Below are 22761 nucleotides of genomic sequence, written 5' to 3'. Positions count from 1 at the left end.
TAGTGTTAGGAGGCTGGGCATGGCAGAGAAATTATATGATGCCTATCACCAGGAAATAGAGCTTACAGACGAGCAGCAGGCTTGTCTAAAGTATAGCGGTGATCGTACTTTAATGGTTAAAGGATATGCAGGGGCAGGCAAAAGCTTAGTTTTGATGCAAGCTGCAAGAAAACTAGTGGAAAAGTATGGTCCAGATGCAAAAAACAAGGTCGCTATTTTTACATTTCAGAATACGTTAGTTTCTACTACAAGAGAATTTTTACAGGTAAATGGTACTGCAGAAGATGGAGTTCTGGTAAATACTATAAATTCCTATATAAGCGATTTGTATGAGCTTTTAACTGTCTGTGGTGCTGCACCTAAGAGAAAGTATCCTTGGGGGAGAAATGCAGAGAAAACAAGAATTGAAAATGTTAATAAAGCCATACGTGCACATCAGACAAAATATGGTAAGCATAGATTTCATTCAATTGAGCCTGAGTTTTGGATTGAAGAATTCGATTGGATGAAGGATATGAATATTTGGAAGGATGATATGGATTTGTATCTTACAATTCCACGTAAAGGTCGTGGTGGTAAGGTACGCATGAGTGCAAATGATAGAGTTACAGCATATCAGCTATTCACCTGTTATTGTGAACATCTTGAGAGAACTAAGCAGGCTGATTGGGCAGATCAGACTTTATTTATTGTGCGTCATCCTGAGCTTATTCCAGATAGGATGAAGTTTGATTATATTTTGATTGATGAAGCGCAAGATTTGTCACTCGCTCAAATGACAGCAATTATGATGCTTTACAACAAAAATATGATTGTTGCCATGGATGCAAATCAGCGAATTTTCAATAAACAATGGACAGCGAAGCAACTTGGAATTGAGACAACAACTAAGAAGCTTACAAAGTCTATGAGAACAACTAAGCAGATAGATGCCTTAGCAGAATCGGTCCGCTCTAAAAATGATGCTATTTTGTCAGAAGATGATAGAAGCCTTAGAGCTATTCCGGAACGTGAGGGGAATATCCCAGAACTGGTTCATCTTGAGGATGCGGCTGCTGAGAGAAAGTATGTAGTAAACCTAGTAAAAAAGTATCAAGAATCAAATGATAGAATTACTATAGGTATAATCGCCGCAAAGAATAAGCAGATTCCAATATATGCAGAATGGTTTGCTTCAGAAAATATTCAACATGAGCAGGTGAAGAAGGATTCCACTTTTTCCATGGCAAAACCAGGAGTTAAAATTGCATCTGCATATGGTGCCAAGGGCTTAGAATTTGATGTTGTTATTATTCCAATGTTTGCGGAAGGAAATTTCCCTTACGCTTATCAGCCAGAAGATGAAGAATCCTATGAGCAATATATGATTCAGATGAGAAACTTGGTCTATGTATCTATGACTAGAGCTAAATTTCATTTGGTATTAACTTTCTGGGGGAAAGGTTCTAGATTTATTGCAGATATGAATTCAGATTTATATAAGCTGGTAGGAGAAAAGCCTAATATTACTGTACCTTGCTTTACTCCAAAAGTGGAAATAAAGAAAGAAAAGCCTGCTAGTGTTGAAAAAGAAACGAAGTCTCGGCCTACATTATTACAAACTGATTATTCTGGTAATACAGTTAATAAAAAGACAAATAGTGAGGATGCAAAGGTTGAAAAAAATACAGCTGAGGATTTGGTTTCGTTTCTTGCTAACAATGGCTTAGAAGTTTTAGATAAGAGACCAAAGAATGGTGCATTATGGGTAGTTGGTGATAAAAGTATCGACCCTATTTTACAGGAAACAAAGAAGAAGTTTGGTGCTCGCTGGACTTACAAAGAAGAAGGTGGTTTGGCCACTAAGCATAGGCCAAGTTGGTATACAAAAAGTGAAAAATAAAGGAAAACATATATAATGGGTTTTATTGATTATCAAGGAAATAAAGAAGACCATTACGATGATGTTCTAGAATATTCAAAAGCACAGCAGAAAGAAGAGTGGAAAAAAAGGCAGCAAGAAAGAATCTACAACTGGCTAATAGAATTACCTTCAGATGGCAATTTGGCAAAAAAGAATATTCAAGAATTACTAAAAGGTGTGATGGGGCAGTACAAATTGCTTTCACAGAAATATGATAAAATAATTTCTAGTGGGAATGTTCCAGATATGTGTGATACTGATAGGCTATGGAAAGACTTTGCTATTGATGTTGCAGATAGACATATTAGAGCTTTTCATACCACACCTGAAAATAAGGAAAAACATCTCCAGGTGTTTATATCACGTATATATAAGTTTAGTGAAGTCGTTTCTGCTTCGGAGCATTTTGACTTGCTTGAAAATAATCGTGTGTATAGAAAGCATTTTGCAGAGTGTTTTGATTTGACTTGGACAAATAGATATTTTTATCACCTGCTTCAGCATATAGGCGAAGATCGGATTGAGTTTGTTGAAGATTTTTTTAAAGAATTTAATACTTTTGCGTTACTGTTAAATTTATATTTATATCAGGCATTACAACCTAGAGATGATGCTTGGATGAAACAAATCGAACTTGAAAGATTAGCGTTGGAGGATATACAGCGTAAGTATAATCGTAAAGTGCATATTGTAGTGGATCTGTCTATTATTCAAAATCCTATTTATGTTAATAAATTACAGAAGAATGATGAAGACTCCGAAGATGTGGTTGGTGAATTTGAAACGGCAGAAATTGATTTTGATAAGAGCTCATTTTTGGATTTGATTGAACGGAAAGATTTATCTAATTACATTAAAGCTTGCCATATGTTAGTAGATTTCTTGGAGCCAGGTGAGATATGCGAAAATTATAAAATATTAACTGAGAGAATGCCTGTTTTACTGGAATCTATAGAAAAGCACAAAGATATTTATCAAGTTGATATATATCAGTTTGAGGAATATTATGCCCCAGAGACATTAAGATTAACATTAAAGTTGATAGAATTAGAAGTGATAAATCCTTCTGATGATATTCTGTCAAGTATAAGAGAGAATGTTTTGCAAGCTACAAGAAAATTGATTATGCTTGTTAATGAGAAGATAGATGAGATTTATAAATTCGTAACAATAGAATTAAATGCGGAAGCAAGAGCATTAGAGGCCGTTATGAGCCAAGATGGATATGTAGATAATGACTTAAGGATAAAATAAGGAGAGGAAGATGTCAGAATTAAAGGAAGAACAGAAAATAATGGAACAAGGAATTAGTGGAATTAAAGCTAGGCCATTGACATTAAATCCAGAAGAATCGATGTCAAGTTTTGCTGAGCCTGTATTAAGTGCAGCTGATACTCCTGCCTCAAATGACACTTTTTCAGCTGGTTCAACAGATGAATCTATGCTAACAGCGGAGGAGAAGAAACAGGTTGAGGAGTTTGTTAAGCAGATTGATATAAGTGATGTTAAGGTTCTTAATTCTTATGGAGCAAACGCGCAGAAGGGAATTTCTACTTTTTCTGCATCAATAACAGGAAAGGTTCGCACTAAGGAATTTGGAGAGGTTGGCGACAGTCTTAGGGATTTAAGAGCTGCAATAAATTCTACTGTTGCACCAGAAAAGAAAGGTTTATTAGGACTATTCCAGAAAGGGAAAAATAAAGTGACTTATTTAGTCTCTAATTATGAAAGCGCGGAGACTAATATTAAGAAGATAGAAAAAGATTTACAGCGTCATCAGCAAGTCCTTACAAAGGATGTATTTGTTTATGATGAAATGTACAATATGAACCTTGAGTTTTACAAGGAATTAACAATGTATATTATTGCTGGGAAAAAAGCTTTAGAACAGGCTAAAGCTACAAAGCTTGTTGAACTTCAACAGAAGGCAGATTTAACACAAGATCAGCTTGATATTCAGATGTACAGAGATTACACAGATGCTTGTAAGCGTTTTGAAAAAAGAATTTTTGATTTGGAGACTACAAGATTAGTTTCTATTCAAATGGCGCCACAGATACGTCTTCTCCAAAATTCAGATCAAGAAGTTGTTGATAAACTTCGTTCTGATATTATTAATACAATCCCACTCTGGAGAAACCAGATGGTATTAGCGCTTGGTATTGAGCATACTAGAAGAGCTCTAGATGCACAAAGTGCTGTCACTGATATGACAAATGAAATGTTTAGACGTAATGCTGAGACATTAAAACAAGGTGCTATTGATGCAGCAATTGCTTCAGAAAGTGCAATTGTTGATATAGAGACGATTAGAAAAGTTAATTCAGATATAATCACATCAATAAATGAAGTGGTTAAGATTCATGAGGAAGGTTCTAAACGTAGAGTAGAAGCGCAGCAAGAGTTAGCAAAGATAGAAGATGAGTTGAAACAGGCATTGTTAGAAGCAGGAAGCAGATAACTAAAACACTGGGAGATACTTGAAATCTGCAGGTATCTCCTTTTTTATTGAGATGTGAGGATAAGTTGGATGAATAAGAAAAGATTAAGAATCACATATAATGCGCCTGTAGTTTTGAGCTTTGTACTTATATGTTTGGTTGTTCTTATAATTGGCTATTTGACCGGGGGAACGAGTACTGAAAAGTATTTTATGACATATCATTCTCCATTAAGTAATCTATTTACGTATGTGAGATTCTTTACACATATTTTCGGCCATGGAGGATGGGAGCATTTTATTAATAATGCGGCATATTTGTTGTTGCTAGGTCCTATGCTGGAAGAGAAACATGGTTCTCAGACTTTGGCGGAAATAATTGGTATTACTGCGTTGGTAACGGGGTTAGTTAACTATATATTCTTTCCTGAAATTGCACTTTGTGGAGCAAGTGGAGTTGTATTTGCATTTATTATTTTAGCTTCATTTACGGGATTTAGGGATGGTGAAATCCCTCTTACTTTTATTTTGGTGGCAATCATATATATTGGCCAACAAGTATTAGAGGGAATACTAGTAACAGATAATATATCTAATATGGCTCATATAGTAGGTGGAGCAGTTGGCGCATTTTTAGGATATGTATTGAACAAAAAATCTAAATACTCGCGATAAGTTGGAGGATTTAATTACGGGAAGACAATATAAATGGGACAGCAAAAAAGAATACGATAAATTCTGGCGGAAAAGCGTTAAGCAAAAGAAAAACAGGCAAATTAAATTTGTTGCTATTGTCCTTTGTGCCTTTATTGTTGTGCTTATTTTTACTCGTGTAGTTTTTAATAAGCATACGGTTATGGAGAACAATGCCGATACGTTTTCAGCGAGTATTGTTGATATAGAAAAAAGTGAAATTCCTGAATATGGCGGTGAACTCTATATAGAGTTAAATGGTAATAAACCTGGGTTTACAAAGTATGATATTAACAATCTAGACGGAGAAATGTATTCTCCGCTAGATCGATTAGGACGATGTGGTACAGCGTTTGTGATGCTTGAAAAAAAAATGATGCCAACCGAAGAACGTCAATCTATTGGATATATTAAACCCTCAGGGTGGCATCAAGAAAAGTATCCAGGAATAGTTGATTCGGAACCACCATATTTATATAACAGATGTCACTTAATCGCATATGCGTTAACAGGACAAAATGGTAACGAATTAAATCTTATTACGGGTACTAGGTATTTCAATGTTGAAGGAATGCTTCCTTTTGAGGAAGAAGTAATGAAATATCTAGATAATTCTTCTAATCATGTGTTATACAGAGTAAGTCCTTACTTCGAGGGAGAAGAACTTGTAGCTAGAGGAGTTGAGATGGAAGCATATTCTGTTGAAGATGACGGAGAAGGTGTGTGTTTTCATGTGTTTGTGTATAATGTGCAACCTGGAATTGACATTGATTATTTAACGGGTGAGAGTAAAAAAAATAAGGAATAGTAATTTGAAATGAGTTATAGCTTTAAGGATAAAGAGTATGATAATTTAGTAGATTTTGCTGTGGATTATTCTATACCACTTATTGATTTGCGAATCGGTATTTCTAGAGGCCGTTCGTTAGAAGCCATATTGAATTCATATAGAAACTATAATTGGCAGCATAAAATTCAGATTGATTATAAAGATATTAGATACAATTCTTTTTCTGCATTTTGCAGAGCAATGAATATAAAACAGAGTAAGGCTTATTGGTATTATAAATCTTTAATGAGTATAGAAGAGATAATTAACGAATGCAGAAGTAATAAGCCTAATCCTCAACATATACAGATTGACTACAATGGGGGCGAATACCCATCAATTTCAAGTTTTTGTAAAGCAAACGAATTAGACTATGGACTTACATTAAAATTGCTTGGAGAAAAAACTGATATAAATGAAGTAGTTCAAATAGCACATGAAGCTTTTGAAAAACAAAAATTAAAGGAGAAAATAAAGAAAAAGGAGGAAGAGGAGGAAGAGGAACGATTAGAAGATTATCTTGAGTCTATACGACCTAAAGAAACTGAAACAATTGTTTTTTCTTCAATTGAGGATAATGACTATTTAGAATTAGCAAATCGTTATTTGGACTTAAATGATTATTTTCATTCTAATTATTGGATAATGCAAGCCGCTTTAGTTGGAAATGCTGAGGCTCAATATAAAATTGGATGTTTTTTTGAAAATAAAGGAACAGAAAAAGGAAGTGCTTTAGCTGTAAAGTGGTTTATTGAAGCCACAAAAGGTTCAAATCCAGATGCTTATTCAAAATTAGCTAAGATGTTTTATGAGGGAAAATCGCCTTGTAAACTTAATAAAGTGAAAGCGAAGAATTGTTGGATATCAGCATACATATTAAATCCATATGGAGGATATGACAATAAGCTCTCAAAATTTTTCCCAGGATGGCAAAAAGAGAATAATCCGAAATTGGTTTTTAGAAGTGATACACCTATTTCTTTGATTAAGGAATATGCTAAAGTTGGTATTCCGGATGCTCAGTATTGGCTTGCAATCGATATTTTGAATGGTTCTAGTGTCGGAATTAAGAGGAAATTAAAAGCAAAGAATCTATTATTATCAGCTGCTATATACAATCATGAAAAAGCTATTAAAAAACTAACGGAATACTATGCGTTTACTCTTGATGATTTATCTATAATGGCTGAGGCAAAGCGTTTGATTAATGGTAAGTCTGAGGAAGAAATAAAACTTGGTTTTTATTATCTAAACATGGCAAAAACTCAAGGAGTCTCCGATGCATATTATTATTTAGGGATTTGTTATAAAAGGGGAATAGGTGTTGATAGAGATGATGCTTTAGCAGATTCTTGTTTTATTAAAGGAATGAATGATGGGACCATGAGGCAGGAATGTATTGTGTGTCATGGATTGAATTGTTTATTTGGATTAGGAACTGAGAAAAATATTACAGAAGCGGTACGTTTATTCAAGTCGGTATATGAATTTGACAAAATTCGTGTAGGTAAACTCATTGAATTAGCTTCTGATAATTCTATTTATACACAAAGTAAAGATAATTATTATTTATACAATAATGATGGTATTACAATTCAGTTTATAGGGGTAAATAATCTTGTTGATATAACACAACTGATTTTTAGAGTATATAATTTTTCAGGAAGGAAACGATTTATATATCTTAAAGAAGCGACCATAAATAATAAAAGGATTGCTTTCTTTGAGGAAATTGGAGAATTTGTTTCAGCAGTAGATAGTGGCGATTATTATGTTAATCTAAAAGAATCAATTAGAGGCAAATCAGATGATGTAATTTTCTCAATTGAGATTAACGATGCTAAAAAGCGAGGAATAGATTCATCAGGAAAATACTGTATGAAGAATATTCCTGATGTTAGTGGTATGGCTGCAGTTTCAGATATAAGGTCTTTAAAAAGTGGTAATACCGAAGCTGATATAGTAATGCCTTCGGTAGATTATGATAAGAATAGTAGTTTTTATGTTGATAGACCAGCAATCGGTAATCTTTGTATATGTGATGCTGAGGATTATTCTTTAGAGTATGGTGGAGTATTATATGATGGAAATATTATTCGTTTGGATTTTTGGTTAGATAGTGGATTTTCAGATGAATGGAAAATATTATTAAATGAAATGACTTTAAATGACGTGACCCTTATCAAAAAATCTGATTGTAAAGATATAGTACTTAAAAGAAAAAGTGGAGATGGTGACTGGATTAATTTTTATTATGAGATAAAGAATGATATGTGTCTAAAAGAAGGGGAACTTTTGGATATAAAACTCGTGTTATCTATATATAAGTATGACTATTATTTTATGGATGATGTTATTGTTAATATAAATAGTGAATTAGTAGATATCAATAGTATTAAACATAGCATTATTGAAATGAATTCTTTGATTAATGATAAGTCGGAAAGAGTTCAACGCAGCAATGAAACTAAGCCATCGATAGATGAACTGTTAAGAGCTGAAAATAGTTTCTGTAAACGTATTGTGGATGAAGGAAAACTAGAAATCTATTTTTCGGATATGCCATCTAGTTTTATTAAAAGGACATTGCGAAAGCAAGGCTGGAGATGGAATCATGAATTGGGGTGTTGGTATGCAGAAGATTCATATCAACATCAAATGTTAGCATCAATTATTGCTGGCGAAGTATTATAGTTGTTAAAAAAATTGCATTATTATAGGGGGGTAATATATGCAGGGGACAGAGCGAATTATTTTTGATTTTAAAAATTTTAATATAAATAATTTCATTGTAGAACAAGCTGAAACTATTTATATTGATTTAGCAGAAGTTGATAATAATCGATTTTACAAATTAATACCGGAAGCCGGTGATGATTTGATTTCTGTATATGAAAAATACAAATTAACAAATTATAATCCTAAAATGATTTTTGATGATACAGATGTTATGAAAAAGTATACTGGAATCATTGGTTTCGATCTTGGCATACTTAAGCAATTGAATAAAGAAAGTGATTCTTTTGTTCAATGGGTTCGATGGGTTAATGATGGGGGAGTTCTCATTATTCCTAAAAAGCAGCCATACATTCAAATCTTAACATACTTCATCCTTAATCGACTTATTTTCAATGATAACCCTGAATATGGATTGGTTGTTTTGAGCAGCCTCTGGAATTATTATTTTAAATCAATTCCAGGTAATAAAGCTGCACGATTATATTATGAGTGGTGTTTTGAGTATTGGGAATTATATTGTAAAGAATCAATTTGTTATGAAAAATATTCAAAGTTATTCGTAGTAAATATTATTGTGAATAATCCTGTAAAAAAAGAAATATCACTTGATTATTATACAATTGATATAACTAAGCTTAAGACACACTAAGGGTATTAAATATTGATACACTACGTCTGAAGTTTTGATTTTTGAAATTTAGGACGTAGGCGCGTGCATGCATTTGGTTGAAAAGCTTTCGTTATTGCTATAATGTGCTTGTCTGTTATAATTAAATCCACGAAGATTTTAAGAGGTGGATTTAATGGGATTTTTTTCAGAGATAGATGGTGAGCTTAAGCCATCAGATGAGTACTTATCAAGCCATCAGCTACAGGGCTATGAAGAGGGCGATATGGAGCATGAGGATTACGAGGTAGAGGATGATGAGGTTGCCATGTCTCTCATGAGAAAATGTAAGGATTGCGGCAAGGCATTCACTTTAGCTGGCGCGATAAAGGAATTTGATTCATATTTTGATGGAGAGTTCTTCTATATGGAGGAATTTGTAGGTCAGATGTGTGGTAAGTGTGCCATTACAGAGATTGAGGACGAGTTTTAAAATTGTTCCCGGATATGTATATGAAAGATTATTAAAGGGTGATGATGGCTTATCAGGAGGTCGCGTTAGCGACCTCCTTTACTTTCTGAGATTTCTCCGGCAAGCAGATATATAACAGGAGAATTCCAATATATAGCAATTTCATTTGTTGAATAGCTTTGAGCATTGTCCACATAGCATTTGGCTGCAGGCACACCTCTTAGTACATTAGCTGCATATGGATCATTAAGTCCATTGTTAGGCCCCCCTGCAATCATACCAGGAACGGTTTTTCCCACAACCTGTGATGGACGATGATGTGGGTGGTCTGTATATAATGTTCCAAAGCCTGTCATGAAACAGTAGCCAGTAGCATTGTTTCCGAATAAGTAGTTTAACTGCTTATCTACAGTTTCTTTATCATATTCCCCAAGTGCCTCCTTCATCATTAAAAGATATTCGCCGTTGTTAGCGATTGTTAGGTTACTTCCCCAAGGATAGTTTGTGATGATAGAAGAGCCGTAGGCATTTGAATGGGCAAAGCCTCTTATTTCTTTAGCAGCAGCTTCAGCATCCTTTTTTACATCAGGTAAAAGGGTAGCACTTTTGCTGGTGAAATATGCGTAAGCGCCGTATCCAGCAACCCCTTGCCAGCCTAAAGTATAACCATTGTTAGGAAGCTCTGAAACCATTTTCTCTTCGTAGGCTTTGTCCCCTGTGGTTTTATATAATTCAGCATAAGCCCAGAAGCGTTCGTCCACGTCACAGGTATCTTCATATTCTCCTGTTGTTACGTCTGAAGGATTGCGATAACCAGTTGAATCATGAGGGGTTGTATCCAAATATGATGCAGCCTTAACTGCAGCATCAAAGCATTTCTTTGAATAAGCCTTATCTGTTTTCTCATAAACGCGGGATGCAATAGCCATTACCGCGGCAAAATCACCAGTTGCAGTAGTAGAAACAGGCATAACCACTAGTTCATCGGTTTCATCCTGAGGCATTACCTCGCCAGGGAAATTTCGGCAGGTTACCTTGTGGTAAACGCCACCATCGGACCTTTGCATTTTCAAAAGCCAATCCAATTCATATTTTGCTTCCTCAAGAACATCGGGCAAATTTTTCTTATCAAAAACATCCCTATAATTTTCATAGGCAAGTAACAAATCTGCGGCGGTAACTGCACCAGCTACAGAATATCTGCCATAATCACCAGCATCATGCCAGCCACCTGTTACATCCAGCTTTTTAGAATTGTCTTCATACAAAACAGCCTTTGAGTCATGGCAAGCAGGATGAGCGAAATCCCCAGCCTCATTTTTTGTTAATTCACATCCACAGCGCTGATAATGAAGCATCTTAATTGCGGCTGCCAGTGCATCATCATAGACACTTTTTGAGATGACAAAGGAAGGTGAAATGGCATCCCCCGCTTCTACATGATAAGTGCCTTCATCCTTGATGGAAGAGAAGTCAAATACTGCTTCCCTGTCTCCAGTATCAGCATTCTTTTCGCCCTTACCGATAGCCTCTTCATAAACGGCTTTACCAGTTTTTTCATTAATAAGCTTTGCAGTTTGTTCTAAGCCTGAGCCTTTAATTGTGGCAGTCTTAAGTGCATTTGGTAAATATCCAATTTGGTTTACCGCAATATCAGGAATTGAAACCTGCGAATTGCTTTCAACCTTGTTTGAATTATCCTCTAGCGTCAAAACGAAATTATCCATAATGATATGATGCTCTGCAAAATCTGCTCCCATATCGCCCATGACGCCCATGTTTAAGCAAAAGCGTGGGGCAGGGTCAGAGGCTTCATTCATTGTGAAGGTATATTCATAGGATTTATTTTCAGTGCCTAAATCAACAACTTCTTCATAGTAAGCGTGATAGTCGCCACCATTAATCTGAAATCTCATCTGAATAGGGCGGGCCGTGTCACTATAAGCATCAAAGGTTAGCTTATATACGCAGCCTTCATCTAAAGAAAAGCTATCATGAAAAAGCTGTACGCCATAGTCTACAGAACCTACGCTTTTGATACAGCAATCCAAAGCGCCATCTTTATTTACCAGAAGACCACATTCACCGTCATAGCAGTAGGTATCCCATCCTGATAGTCCACTTGTGAAATCCCCGTTTTGTAGTAGATTTTCGCCTGTAAGTGGAGTTTCTTCTGGCTCCACTTCAACAGTAGCTTCTTCTTTAGGTTCACTGGTTGCATCTTCTGGAGCTGTCCCCTTACAGCCCACAGCCGTAACCATTGACAAAGTTAAGAACAATGCCAAAATACGTTTTTTCATTTGTAAAATCCCCCTTAGTATATTGAGTTTTCAATAACTTAAACGTTTTCTTAAACTAATCATATCATATTAGATGATTTAGAAGAAGATTCACATATTAAGAATGTTGTAAAATATATACAAGTCATTTAAAATTAGAACATAAAGTTTTTTATGGAGGTGTTCATATGAAAATTGCTATGGCAAATGATCATGCGGGAACTCAAATGAAGGAAGAAATTAAGGCTTATCTTTTAAGCGAGGGCTATGAGGTAGAGGATTTTGGAACATATGATGAAAACAGTTGTGACTTATCTGACTATGTTTATCCAGCAGCCCTTGCAGTAGCTAAGGGAGAATGTGATAGAGGAATATTCTGCGATGGTGTTGGCTATGGTAGTGCGCTTATTGCAAACAAGATTAATGGTTGCTATGCAGCTGTTTGTCAGGATCCACTTTGCGCTACACTTGCCAGACAGCATACAGATTCAAACATCCTTTGCTTAGGTGCAAAGATTATTGGTGGACTTATGTCTATGGAGGTTGTTAAGACATGGCTTACAACTGAGCCTCTTATGGAGGAGAAGTATAGACGCAGAGTTCAGAAGGTTTGCGATATTAATGACAAGCACTGTGTACCAGTAAAATAAATTTACAATGGAGGTTAATGTTATGACAGGATTTATTATTGCGCTTGTAGTTTTAATTATTGTTGCGATTGGAATGGGAATCAGAATCGTTCCACAGGGATATGTATTCGTAATCGAAAGATTAGGAAAGTATCATGATACACTTGGACCAGGTTTCCATGTAATCATTCCATTTGTTGACCAGGTTTCAAAGAAGGTTTCATTAAAGGAACAGGTTGCAGATTTTCCACCACAGGATGTTATCACAAAGGATAACGTTATCATGAAAATCGATACTGTAGTTTATTTCAAGGTTCAGGATCCAAAGCTTTACGCTTATGGTGCTGAGCGCCCAATCCTTGCTCTTGAAAATCTTACAGCTACAACCTTACGTAACCTTGTAGGTGAGCTTGAATTAGACCAGACACTTACATCACGTGATAATATCAACGCCAGAATGCAGGGAATACTTGATGAGGCTACTGACCCATGGGGTATTAAGGTAGGCCGTGTTGAGCTTAAGAATATCATCCCACCTGAAGAAATTCAGCGTTCAATGGAAAAGCAGATGAAGGCAGAGCGTGACCGTCGTGAGACTCTTCTTGAGGCAGAAGGTCATAAGCAGGCATCTATCACAAGAGCAGAAGGTGATAAGCAGGCATTAGTTCTTAAGGCAGAGGCTGAAAGAGATGCAGCAATCGCTAGAGCAACTGGTCAGGCTGAATCTATTCGCCTTGTTTATGAGGCAGAGGCTCGTGGTATTGAAATGCTTAAGGCTGCAAATATTGATGAGAGAGTTCTTCTTATAAAGAAGCTTGAAGCACTTGAGAAGATGGGAGATGGACGTGCTACAAAGATTGTAGTTCCTACAGACCTTGCACAGGCAGCTTCAGATTTAACATTTAAGACAGAGATGCTTGGATTTGGAAACAACACACCAGTTTATAAATCAGCAGATAAGAAGGTTACACCAAAGGCAGAAGATCCATGCTGCAGTGATGCCGACAAAGGTGCCACAACAAAGCATTTTGCTGAAGACCACGTAAATTTTGAACAGATTTAATTAGTGATATTAAGCTACCAGGTGCTTGTTTAATCCTATGATTTGTGGTAGTATAGACCACGAAAAGCGATGACAGAAACAGTAGTATTTGCTAAAGCTAAGAGAGAGGACGCCTAGGCTGGAAGCGTCTAGTGGAGGCTTATATGAACACCATTCTCGAGCTGAACGTAGAAGGATTAATTCCGAAGCGTCTCCGGGTAGTTCCGTTAAAGACAAAATGAGTGAAACACTAAGGTGGAACCGTGTGAAATGTTTATTCGCACCCTTAGGATTGGTTAAATGCCAGTTCTATGGGTGCTTTTTTGTTTTACACCCTTAGTACCAGTAGTTATTTACATTTTCATTCATTAGAAAAAGGAGAAAATCATGGTTAATTTCAAAGAAGATGAGTCATTAAACACTCTCAATCACTCATGTGCACACATGATGGCACAGGCTGTAAAGCATCTTTATCCAAACGCTAAGTTTTGGGTTGGTCCAGTTGTAGAGGAAGGCTTCTACTACGATATGGATCTTGGCGATGTTATGCTTACAGATGAAGACATTGCTAAAATCGAAAAGGAAATGAAGAAGGTAGCAAAGTCTGGCTGCAAGATTTATCGTCGTGAGATTTCAAAGGCTGAAGCCTTAGAGATGTTTAAGGATGATCCATATAAGGTAGACCTTATCAATAACATGGATGAGGATACTCAGACAATTTCTTGCTATGACCAGGGCGATTTCACAGACCTTTGCCGTGGACCACACGTAGACAACGTTAAGATGTGCCGTTACTTCAAGCTTGTTAAGCACTCTGGTGCTTACTGGAAGGGTGATGCTAACAATCAGGTACTTAACCGTGTATACGGTGTTTGCTTCCCAACACAGGAGCAGCTTGATGAGCATCTTGCACTTTTAGAGGAGGCTAAGGAGCGTGATCACCGTAAAATCGGTAAGGATATGCAGCTTTTCATGTCTGACGATTTAATTGGTAAGGGACTTCCAATGTACCTTCCAAACGGTTACACAATCTGGACAGAGCTTGAAAACTACATCCGTAACAAGGAGCGTAAGCTTGGTTACCTTCACGTTATGACACCATGCGTTGGTACAGTTCAGCTTTACCAGACATCTGGTCACTGGGATCACTACAAGGAGAACATGTTCCCAGCTATGGAGGTTGAAGGAGAGAACTTCGTTCTTCGTCCTATGAACTGCCCACACCACATGAGAATTTATGCTAATAGACCACATTCATATAAGGAGCTTCCTATTCGTATCGCTGAAATCGCACACGATTTCCGTTTCGAGTCATCAGGAACTCTTAAGGGTATCGAAAGAGGACGTCACTTCTGCCAGAACGATTCACATATCTTCTGTACACAGGAGCAGATTAAGTCTGAGGTTAAGAACGTATGCGACCTTATCTTCAGCACATACGAGGATTTTGGTATTACAGATTACAGATGCGTTCTTTCACTTCGTGACCCAGCTGATACAAAGAAGTATCATCAGGATGATGAGATGTGGAACACAGCAGAGCAGGCTCTTCGTGAGACTCTTACAGAAATCGGCATCGAGTTCACAGAGGAGATCGGTGAGGCTGCATTCTACGGACCAAAGCTTGATGTTAACGTTAAGCCAGCTATTGGTAACGAAATCACACTTTCTACTTGCCAGCTTGATTTCTGCTTGCCTGCTAAGTTTGACCTTACATACACAGATGCTGATTCTAACAAGCAGACACCTGTAGTAATCCACAGAGCTATCCTTGGATCTCTTGATAGATTCATGGCTTACATTCTTGAGGAGACAAAGGGTAACCTTCCACTTTGGCTTGCACCTACACAGGTTAAGGTTCTTCCAGTTAAGAATGATGATGAAGGTCTTAACGCTTATGCACAGAAGCTTGTTGATGCACTTGCTGATGCAGATGTTCGTGTTGAGTTTGATACACGTTCAGAGAAGCTTGGCTACAAGATGCGTGAAGCTCAGATTCAGAAGGTTCCTTACCTTGCAGTTCTTGGTAAGAATGAAGAGGCTGAGGGCACTGTTTCATACAGACTTCACGGCGAGCAGGGCACTACAACAGTTAAGTTTGACGAGTTTGTAGAGCTTATCGTAAACGAGATTAAGACAAAGGGTCGTAAATAATAAATGAATTCGAAATGTATGCTTTGTCCAAGAAACTGTGGTGTAGACAGAACCATCACTCTTGGCGTATGTCAGGTTTCTAATAAAGTGAAGATAGCTAGAGCGGCTTTACACTTTTGGGAAGAGCCATGCATTTCTGGTACAAAAGGTAGTGGGGCTGTATTCTTTTCAGGATGCAGCCTTCACTGCGTTTTTTGTCAGAATGAAAAAATCAGTCATGGCCAGGTTGGAAAGGAAGTTACTATTGATGAGCTTGCTGAAATATATCTAGATTTACAAAATCAGGGAGCTAATAACATCAATCTTGTTACTGGAACTCATTATATCCCACAGATTGTAGAGTCTATCAAAATCGCAAAAGCAAATGGGCTTGAAATACCAATCATTTATAATACAAGTGGTTATGAGAAGGCAGATAGTCTAAAACAGCTAGATGGTATCGTAAATACGTATCTGCCTGATTTTAAGTACATGGATTCTAACCTTGCAGCAAAATATTCTCATGCCGCAGATTATCCTGAGGTTGCAAAAGAAGCCATAGCAGAAATGGTAAGGCAGTGCGGCACTCCAGTATTTGATGATAATGGCTTTATTCAATCTGGAGTAATTGTACGTCAGTTATTGCTACCAGGACACGTAAAGGATGCTAAAGCCATCGTTAAATACCTATATGAAACATACGGAGATAACATCTACATCAGCATGATGAGCCAATATACACCTATGCCTCAAATCGCTTCAAATTACCCTGAATTAAACCGCAGAGTTACAAAGCGTGAATATGATAGCCTGATAGATTATGCACTGTCTATAGGGGTGGAAAATGCCTTTATACAGGACAGAACTGTGGCAAAGGAAAGCTTTATACCAGAATTTGATAACGAATTATAATTAATGATATAGAAAGCCTTGTTCATAGTTATTTCGTAATTAGGTGTTAATATAATTATATCTATAGGCACAGGTTCTTGGAGGTGCTTATGCAAGGGATGGGGATTGGTAATCTGAATATAGGTATTGGCGGAGGCTATGATCTTAAGCCTCTTAGTTCATTAGGACGTGAGATTATAGCTAATGGTGGAACTGAGGCCCAGGCAGCTAAATATACCAATCGTAGGCAAGCTATATCTGCTGGTTTGGTTGAGTGCGCTACATGTGCAAGCCGTACATATCAGGACGGCTCTGATGAGCAGGTTTCATTTAAATCTGCTGCTCACATTGCGCCAGAAGCAGCTGGAGCAAGAGTAAGAGGCCACGAGCAGGAGCATGTAAGTAATGCTTATGATAAGGCTAAAGAGGCAGGTGGAAAGGTGCTACAGGCTTCGGTTGCTATCCACACTGCGGTATGCCCTGAATGCGGTAAAACCTATGTTTCTGGTGGAACTACGTCTACCAAAATCGCTTATCCAAATGAAAATAATCCATATCAGAAGAACAGAAAAGAGGCCGATGCAGGTCTGCTCGCTGGTATGAATTTTGATGCTAAATTCTAACTATTTCTTTAAAAAATTCTCTAGTAGTACGTTTAAATATAAGCTATACTTTTATCTATGAGACGTATAGATGAAGATATAGCTAAAGGACAATTTCAAAATTTATATTTAATATATGGTGAAGAAGATTATCTTAAGCTTCAATATAAAAATAAGCTTATAGCCGCCCTCGTTAATGAAGGGGATAATATGAATTTCTCCAAATATGAGGATAATGGTATTAATACAGCGCAGATAATTGATCAAGCTGAGACGATGCCATTTTTCGCAGAACACAGAGTTATTCTTATTGAAAATAGTGGCTTTGGCAAAAAGATGCCTGAGGACTTAGGTAATTACCTGTCAGCCATACCTGAATTTACTGTTTTTATTTTTGTAGAACCATCTGCTGATAAAAGAGGAAAGCTATATAAGGCAGCTAAGGCTGTTGGCAGAGATATAGAAATAAATATGCCTAATGAGGCTGTTCTTGCAAAATGGGTTGGAGCACAACTTAACAATGCCGGAAAACAGATGAAAAAGGATGCTTGGACTCAATTCCTTAATATGACACATGACTCTATGGATAATATGTCGCGAGAGTTAGAAAAGCTAATCACTTATGTTGGCGATAGAAATCAAATTACCATAGAGGATGTTAATGAAATCTGTGTGGCAAAGGTTGAGACTAAGATTTTTGATATGCTTAACGCAATATCTGCAAAGGATATGATGCGTACCATGGATTTATATCAGGACATGTTATCAGCAAAAGAACCACCAATGAGGATTCTTACAATGATTGTCCGCCAGTTTAGGCAGATGAAGGTTATAAAGGAATTATCAGGCTTTGGTAATAATGCTTCTACAATTGCTAAAAGAGTTGGTGTTCCAGATTTTGCGGTAAGACGTACCATGCAGCTGGCTAATAATTTTTCAGATAAAGAAATTACAAATCTTTTAAATGATGCTGCAGATTTTGAAGAGCAGTTTAAAACTGGTAAGTTGGACGAAAAGCTTGCCGTGGAACTAATAATTATGAAGTACGCAGGAAAATAACCGGATAGTTTGTATTAAGTCTATTTAAAACTAAATTATGAAAGAAAAACAAACAATAAAAATTAATATTTCAGATATTACCAGGGAAGCTACTTTATCGGTTGTTGGATATTTAGACAATAAGAAAATGGAACTTCCTACTGAGTATGCTATTCTTTCTGAAGAGGAGTATGCTGAATTAGAGGATAAATTCACGAATTTCCTTCCGCTTGAAAACATACTTAAGATGTGGCAGGAGAAGCTACAGGAAGTTAGCTTCAAGGGAATAGTTTCCAAAATTGATTTGATTGCGATATTACCTCAGGGTGTTTTTCACTGGGAAGACGTGAAGATATTTAAGTACTTACTTAAATCTGGAAAATCTATCCATGTTGTTACCGTTCATAATCCTATAGGCGAGAAATATAATCGAAGAAGAGGTATCCGTATAGCTATCGATAGGGTCATGAGCATTGTACAAGGTGAAAATGCCTATCAAGTACTAGTTAAAGATCTATCATATTGCGGTGTTGCGATAGAAGAAGTTAACACCACAAGACTTGATGCAAATAAGGCGTTTGTACTCATGCTTACTGATAAAAAAGCAGATGGTGAGGATTATTTAGTAGCCAAGCTAACAGGACGTATTAATAACCAAAAAGAAAAAGAAGATGGGACAGTGGTAAGTGGCTGTATTCTTTCGGCTGATCATGCTGCTGAACTTCAAAGATATATTGCCAATAAACAGATAGAATTAATCAGAGGCCAGAGACTTGGAAAAGAATTAAAGAAAAATGTTACTGGAGATAATTGGCAAAAGAAGATAATAGAACAATTTTAAAAAATAATAAGCAACAAAAAAAGCATCGGCTGACGGGACCGATGCTTTTTGTTTCGTATAATTAATTAAGCAAGCTTGTTAACGAGCTTTGTAAGACGAGAAACCTTACGGCTAACAGTGTTATCATGATAAACACCCTTTGAACCAGCCATCTCGATAACCTTGATAGCAGCCTTAAGCTCTGACTCAGCTACAGCCTTATCGCCAGACTCAACAGCAGCCTCAACACGCTTAACGTATGTCTTAACTTCTGATCTGATTGCCTTATTGCGCTCTGTTCTGATAGCTGCTACCTGAACACGCTTCTTAGCAGATTTGATATTTGCCATGTGTTGCTACACCTCCAATTTGTATAAAAATAATGTTTCAAATTAAAATACGTTGTAGCCGGACACGGACAGTTCAACGCATACTCAAATATAATAGATAATAGATGTGGTTTTGTCAAGAGAAAATAAGGATTAATCCAATAAAAATTTGGATAATACTTGATTACTCACATCTATTCCTATATCAGTAAGAAATAATCGGCCCTCTTTAGCATCCATAAAGCCTTGGTTTCTAAGTGCTGTAATAACTGGGCCATAGATAGCTTCAATATCTATGCCAAACATTTGATAGAAATCAGCTCTAGCAATTCCATCTATTTTTCTAAGGCCTAAAAACATGAATTCGGCCATGGCATCCTTTTTAGAAATAACCTCCTCAGATTCATAGTAAGGAGAAGATAGTTCAAAATTCAAGGACTGACCATTTTCGATTGCCTCTGATGTTTCCACATATTTATAAATATCACGAACGTTGCTGGTTCGAATATTATCAAATAAAGATGCTGCGCCAAGCCCAACGCCCAAGTATGGAACTCTGTCCCAATAGCCTACGTTATGGCGGCATATTTTGCCGTTTCTGGCGTAGTTAGATATTTCATAACGCTTATAACCTTTAGACTCTAAAAAGTCCATTGTGTGCTTATATAAGCGGTATGATTCCTCATCAGTAGGAAGGTCTTCAGTTTCCATGCCAGCCTGTTGCTTGACTGCATCGAATTTATATTTCTCATAGAAAGGTGTGCCCTTTTCAATGATGAGAGAGTAAGCTGAAATATGTTCAGGACGAAGCATTGTTACCGCGTTAAGCGTGCGGTCCAGCTTTTCTATTGTTTGATGAGGAAGTCCTGTCATAATGTCTACATTTACATTGTCAAAGCCTGCTTTTCTAACTAAATCGAAGGTATGTAGGAATCGATTATAGTCATGTATTCGACCAAGCTCCTTTAATTCATCATCATTAGCTGACTGTAAACCTATAGAAAGACGATTGATTCCGATGCTTCTGTATACATTAAGCTTTTCAGATGAGAGAGTACCGGGATTACATTCCACTGAAATCTCGGCAAGTGGGTCTATTTTAAAGTATTGTTTTACAGTTGTAATAATCCCATCCATCAAATCCTCTGAAAGCCAGGAAGGAGTTCCCCCACCAACGTAGATAGTTTTTACTAGACAGCCTGGATGGGCATTTGCTACATATTTAATTTCAGCGCACAAAGCAGCGACGTAACGCCGCTGCATTTTTTCGTCGAAAACCCCTGAAAGGAAATCGCAATATAAACATTTTTTTACGCAAAATGGTATATGAATATATAGTTCAATAGGAGTCATTTTAATCCTCGTCTAGTTTAAGAACGCTCATGAAGGCTGCCTGTGGAATTTCTACATTACCAACCTGACGCATTCTCTTTTTACCTTCCTTCTGTTTTTCAAGAAGCTTCTTCTTACGGGAAATATCACCACCGTAACATTTAGCAAGGACATCCTTTCTCATGGCCTTAACAGTTTCACGGGCAATTACCTTTGAACCGATTGCGGCCTGGATAGGAATCTCAAACAGGTGACGTGGAATCTCATCCTTAAGCTTTTCACACATCTTGCGGCCTCTATCATAAGCTGTGCCAGAGAAGACAATAAAGGAAAGAGCATCAACCTCTTCTTTATTAATAAGGATATCAAGCTTAACAAGGTCTGACTTCATATAGCCCTTCATTTCGTAATCAAAGCTTGCGTATCCGCGGGAACGGCTCTTAAGTGCATCAAAGAAATCGTAGATGATTTCGTTAAGTGGAAGAGTGTACTTAAGAACTGCACGGGTTTCTTCAATATATTCCATGCTGATGTACTGACCACGACGCTCCTGGCAAAGGTCCATAATAGCGCCGATGTAATCACTTGTAACCATGATTTCAGCTTCAACGATTGGTTCTTCCATGTAGTCAATCTCTGATGGGGCAGGAAGATTGCTTGGGTTTGTAAGCTCAATCATTGTGCCATCTGTTTTGTATACTCTGTAAACAACTGATGGAGCAGTTGTAACTAAGTCAAGATTGTATTCGCGCTCTAGACGCTCCTGGATAATTTCCAAATGTAATAATCCAAGGAAACCACATCTGAAACCAAAACCAAGTGCTATAGATGTTTCTGGCTCGAAGTGAAGAGCAGCATCGTTAAGCTGAAGCTTTTCAAGGGCATCTCTAAGGTCTGGATATTTAGCTCCATCTGCAGGATAAAGTCCGCAGTAAACCATAGGATTAACCTTTTTATAGCCAGGAAGTGGTTCAGCGGCTGGCTTGTTGGCATGTGTTATAGTATCACCTACGCGAGTGTCCCTAACGTTTTTGATGGAAGCTGTCATGTAGCCTACCATACCAGCTGGAAGCTCATTGCAAGGAATGAACTGGCCTGCACCAAAATATCCAACCTCAACTACGTCGAACTGGGCGCCAGTAGCCATCATCTTAACGCTGTCGCCAACCTTAAGAGTACCTTCCTTAACTCGGCAAAATACGATAACACCCTTATATGAATCATAAAGGGAATCGAATATAAGTGCCTGAAGTGGAGCCTTAGGGTCTCCCTTAGGAGCTGGAAGCTGATGTACGATTGCTTCTAAAACGTCATGAATATTAAGACCTGTCTTAGCAGAGATGCGTGGGGCATCATGTGCTTCAAGTCCAATGACATCTTCGATTTCTTCTACAACACGGTCAGGGTCTGCTGATGGTAAATCTATCTTATTAATAACTGGAATAACATCAAGGTCATGATCCAGTGCAAGATATACATTAGCAAGTGTCTGAGCCTCAATACCCTGAGCGGCATCTACTACAAGGATAGCTCCATCGCAGGCAGCAAGTGAACGAGAAACTTCATAATTAAAGTCAACATGACCAGGAGTGTCGATAAGATTGAAAATGTATTCGTTCCCATCATCAGCCTTATAGATGATACGAACGGCCTGAGACTTGATAGTGATACCACGTTCACGCTCAAGGTCCATGTTATCAAGAACCTGGGCCTGCATCTCACGGTCAGTGAGAGTGCCAGTCATCTGGATGATTCTATCGGCAAGTGTAGATTTGCCATGGTCGATATGTGCAACTATGCAAAAATTTCTAATTTTACTTTGATCCATTTTTCACCTCTAAGAATTTCTTATCATATATTATCAAAGACCTTGAAAAATAACAATTGTTAACCATGATTACTTATTAATAAAAGAAGGATAAAAAGTATAAAAAAAATATAAAGCGTGTTGACAAAAGAGGTGCCTAGGTGTAAATTAACATC

Annotated in this window: 19 protein-coding genes; 15 read left to right on the top strand and 4 right to left on the bottom strand. The window is 37.2% G+C overall.

All coding sequences use genetic code 11. From position 1 onward, the window contains the following. The first annotated feature begins 19 nt into the window (after positions 1-19). The 8 genes from G611_RS0112490 (at position 20) to G611_RS0112455 (ending at position 9704) form a co-directional block, all read left to right on the top strand. Entirely contained in the window at positions 20-1882 is a 1863-nt protein-coding gene (locus tag G611_RS0112490; RefSeq protein WP_028243918.1) for a 3'-5' exonuclease, read from the top strand. A gap of 15 nt (positions 1883-1897) precedes the next feature. After that, positions 1898-3157, top strand: a complete 1260-nt coding sequence (locus tag G611_RS0112485) for a hypothetical protein (protein WP_028243917.1) — start codon at positions 1898-1900, stop codon at positions 3155-3157. Positions 3158-3167: 10 nt separating this feature from the next. Continuing rightward, a complete protein-coding gene (locus G611_RS0112480; RefSeq protein ID WP_028243916.1) occupies positions 3168-4364 on the top strand; it encodes a toxic anion resistance protein in 1197 nt (398 codons plus the stop codon). 69 nt (positions 4365-4433) lie between these two features. Further along, positions 4434-5018 carry a rhomboid family intramembrane serine protease gene (locus G611_RS0112475; protein WP_028243915.1) on the top strand — a complete coding sequence of 195 codons (585 nt, stop codon included), beginning with the start codon at positions 4434-4436 and terminating at the stop codon, positions 5016-5018. Position 5019: 1 nt separating this feature from the next. Further along, positions 5020-5844, top strand: a complete 825-nt coding sequence (locus tag G611_RS14885) for a DNA/RNA non-specific endonuclease (protein ID WP_051195255.1) — start codon at positions 5020-5022, stop codon at positions 5842-5844. Between the two features lie 9 nt (positions 5845-5853). Next, complete coding sequence (locus tag G611_RS0112465) at positions 5854-8559, top strand: tetratricopeptide repeat protein (RefSeq protein ID WP_028243914.1); 2706 nt, start codon at positions 5854-5856, stop codon at positions 8557-8559. Positions 8560-8596: 37 nt separating this feature from the next. Continuing rightward, positions 8597-9253, top strand: a complete 657-nt coding sequence (locus tag G611_RS0112460) for a hypothetical protein (RefSeq protein ID WP_028243913.1) — start codon at positions 8597-8599, stop codon at positions 9251-9253. Between the two features lie 154 nt (positions 9254-9407). Continuing rightward, on the top strand, positions 9408-9704 hold the full coding sequence (locus tag G611_RS0112455; protein ID WP_028243912.1) for a hypothetical protein: 297 nt from the start codon (positions 9408-9410) through the stop codon (positions 9702-9704). A 65-nt stretch (positions 9705-9769) separates the two neighbouring features. On the opposite strand, the gene G611_RS14880 is transcribed toward G611_RS0112455, so the two are convergent. Next, positions 9770-11983, bottom strand: a complete 2214-nt coding sequence (locus tag G611_RS14880; protein WP_051195254.1) for a glycoside hydrolase family 9 protein — start codon at positions 11981-11983, stop codon at positions 9770-9772. A gap of 167 nt (positions 11984-12150) precedes the next feature. Between G611_RS14880 and G611_RS0112445 the strand changes: the two genes are divergently transcribed. From G611_RS0112445 to G611_RS0112415, 7 genes are all read left to right on the top strand, one after another. Further along, entirely contained in the window at positions 12151-12612 is a 462-nt protein-coding gene (locus tag G611_RS0112445; RefSeq protein ID WP_028243911.1) for an RpiB/LacA/LacB family sugar-phosphate isomerase, read from the top strand. A 22-nt stretch (positions 12613-12634) separates the two neighbouring features. Further along, positions 12635-13654 carry an SPFH domain-containing protein gene (locus G611_RS0112440; protein ID WP_028243910.1) on the top strand — a complete coding sequence of 340 codons (1020 nt, stop codon included), beginning with the start codon at positions 12635-12637 and terminating at the stop codon, positions 13652-13654. Between the two features lie 366 nt (positions 13655-14020). Further along, positions 14021-15787, top strand: coding sequence for a threonine--tRNA ligase (gene thrS, locus G611_RS0112435; RefSeq protein ID WP_028243909.1), 1767 nt, complete (start codon positions 14021-14023; stop codon positions 15785-15787). A 3-nt stretch (positions 15788-15790) separates the two neighbouring features. Then, the gene (locus tag G611_RS0112430; protein ID WP_028243908.1) at positions 15791-16678 is read left to right on the top strand and encodes a radical SAM protein; all 888 of its coding nucleotides are present in this window, start codon (positions 15791-15793) and stop codon (positions 16676-16678) included. 89 nt (positions 16679-16767) lie between these two features. Further along, positions 16768-17280 carry a hypothetical protein gene (locus tag G611_RS14875; protein WP_330362047.1) on the top strand — a complete coding sequence of 171 codons (513 nt, stop codon included), beginning with the start codon at positions 16768-16770 and terminating at the stop codon, positions 17278-17280. A 57-nt stretch (positions 17281-17337) separates the two neighbouring features. Continuing rightward, a complete protein-coding gene (gene holA / locus G611_RS0112420) occupies positions 17338-18318 on the top strand; it encodes a DNA polymerase III subunit delta (protein ID WP_028243907.1) in 981 nt (326 codons plus the stop codon). A 37-nt stretch (positions 18319-18355) separates the two neighbouring features. Further along, the gene (locus G611_RS0112415) at positions 18356-19138 is read left to right on the top strand and encodes a PilZ domain-containing protein (RefSeq protein WP_028243906.1); all 783 of its coding nucleotides are present in this window, start codon (positions 18356-18358) and stop codon (positions 19136-19138) included. A gap of 65 nt (positions 19139-19203) precedes the next feature. On the opposite strand, the gene rpsT is transcribed toward G611_RS0112415, so the two are convergent. The 3 genes from rpsT to lepA form a co-directional block, all read right to left on the bottom strand. Further along, positions 19204-19467: a 30S ribosomal protein S20 gene (gene rpsT / locus G611_RS0112410; RefSeq protein WP_028243905.1), complete on the bottom strand. Its 264-nt coding sequence runs from the start codon at positions 19465-19467 to the stop codon at positions 19204-19206. A 132-nt stretch (positions 19468-19599) separates the two neighbouring features. Then, positions 19600-20799, bottom strand: coding sequence for a radical SAM family heme chaperone HemW (gene hemW / locus G611_RS0112405; protein ID WP_028243904.1), 1200 nt, complete (start codon positions 20797-20799; stop codon positions 19600-19602). A gap of 1 nt (position 20800) precedes the next feature. After that, positions 20801-22606, bottom strand: a complete 1806-nt coding sequence (lepA, locus tag G611_RS0112400) for a translation elongation factor 4 (RefSeq protein ID WP_028243903.1) — start codon at positions 22604-22606, stop codon at positions 20801-20803. Between the last annotated feature and the right edge of the window lie 155 nt (positions 22607-22761).

The organism is Pseudobutyrivibrio ruminis AD2017 (assembly GCF_000424305.1).
Classification (GTDB): domain Bacteria; phylum Bacillota; class Clostridia; order Lachnospirales; family Lachnospiraceae; genus Pseudobutyrivibrio; species Pseudobutyrivibrio ruminis_B.
The sequence above is the reverse complement of the archived record's forward strand: the minus strand, read 5'-3'. Positions and strand labels throughout refer to the sequence as shown.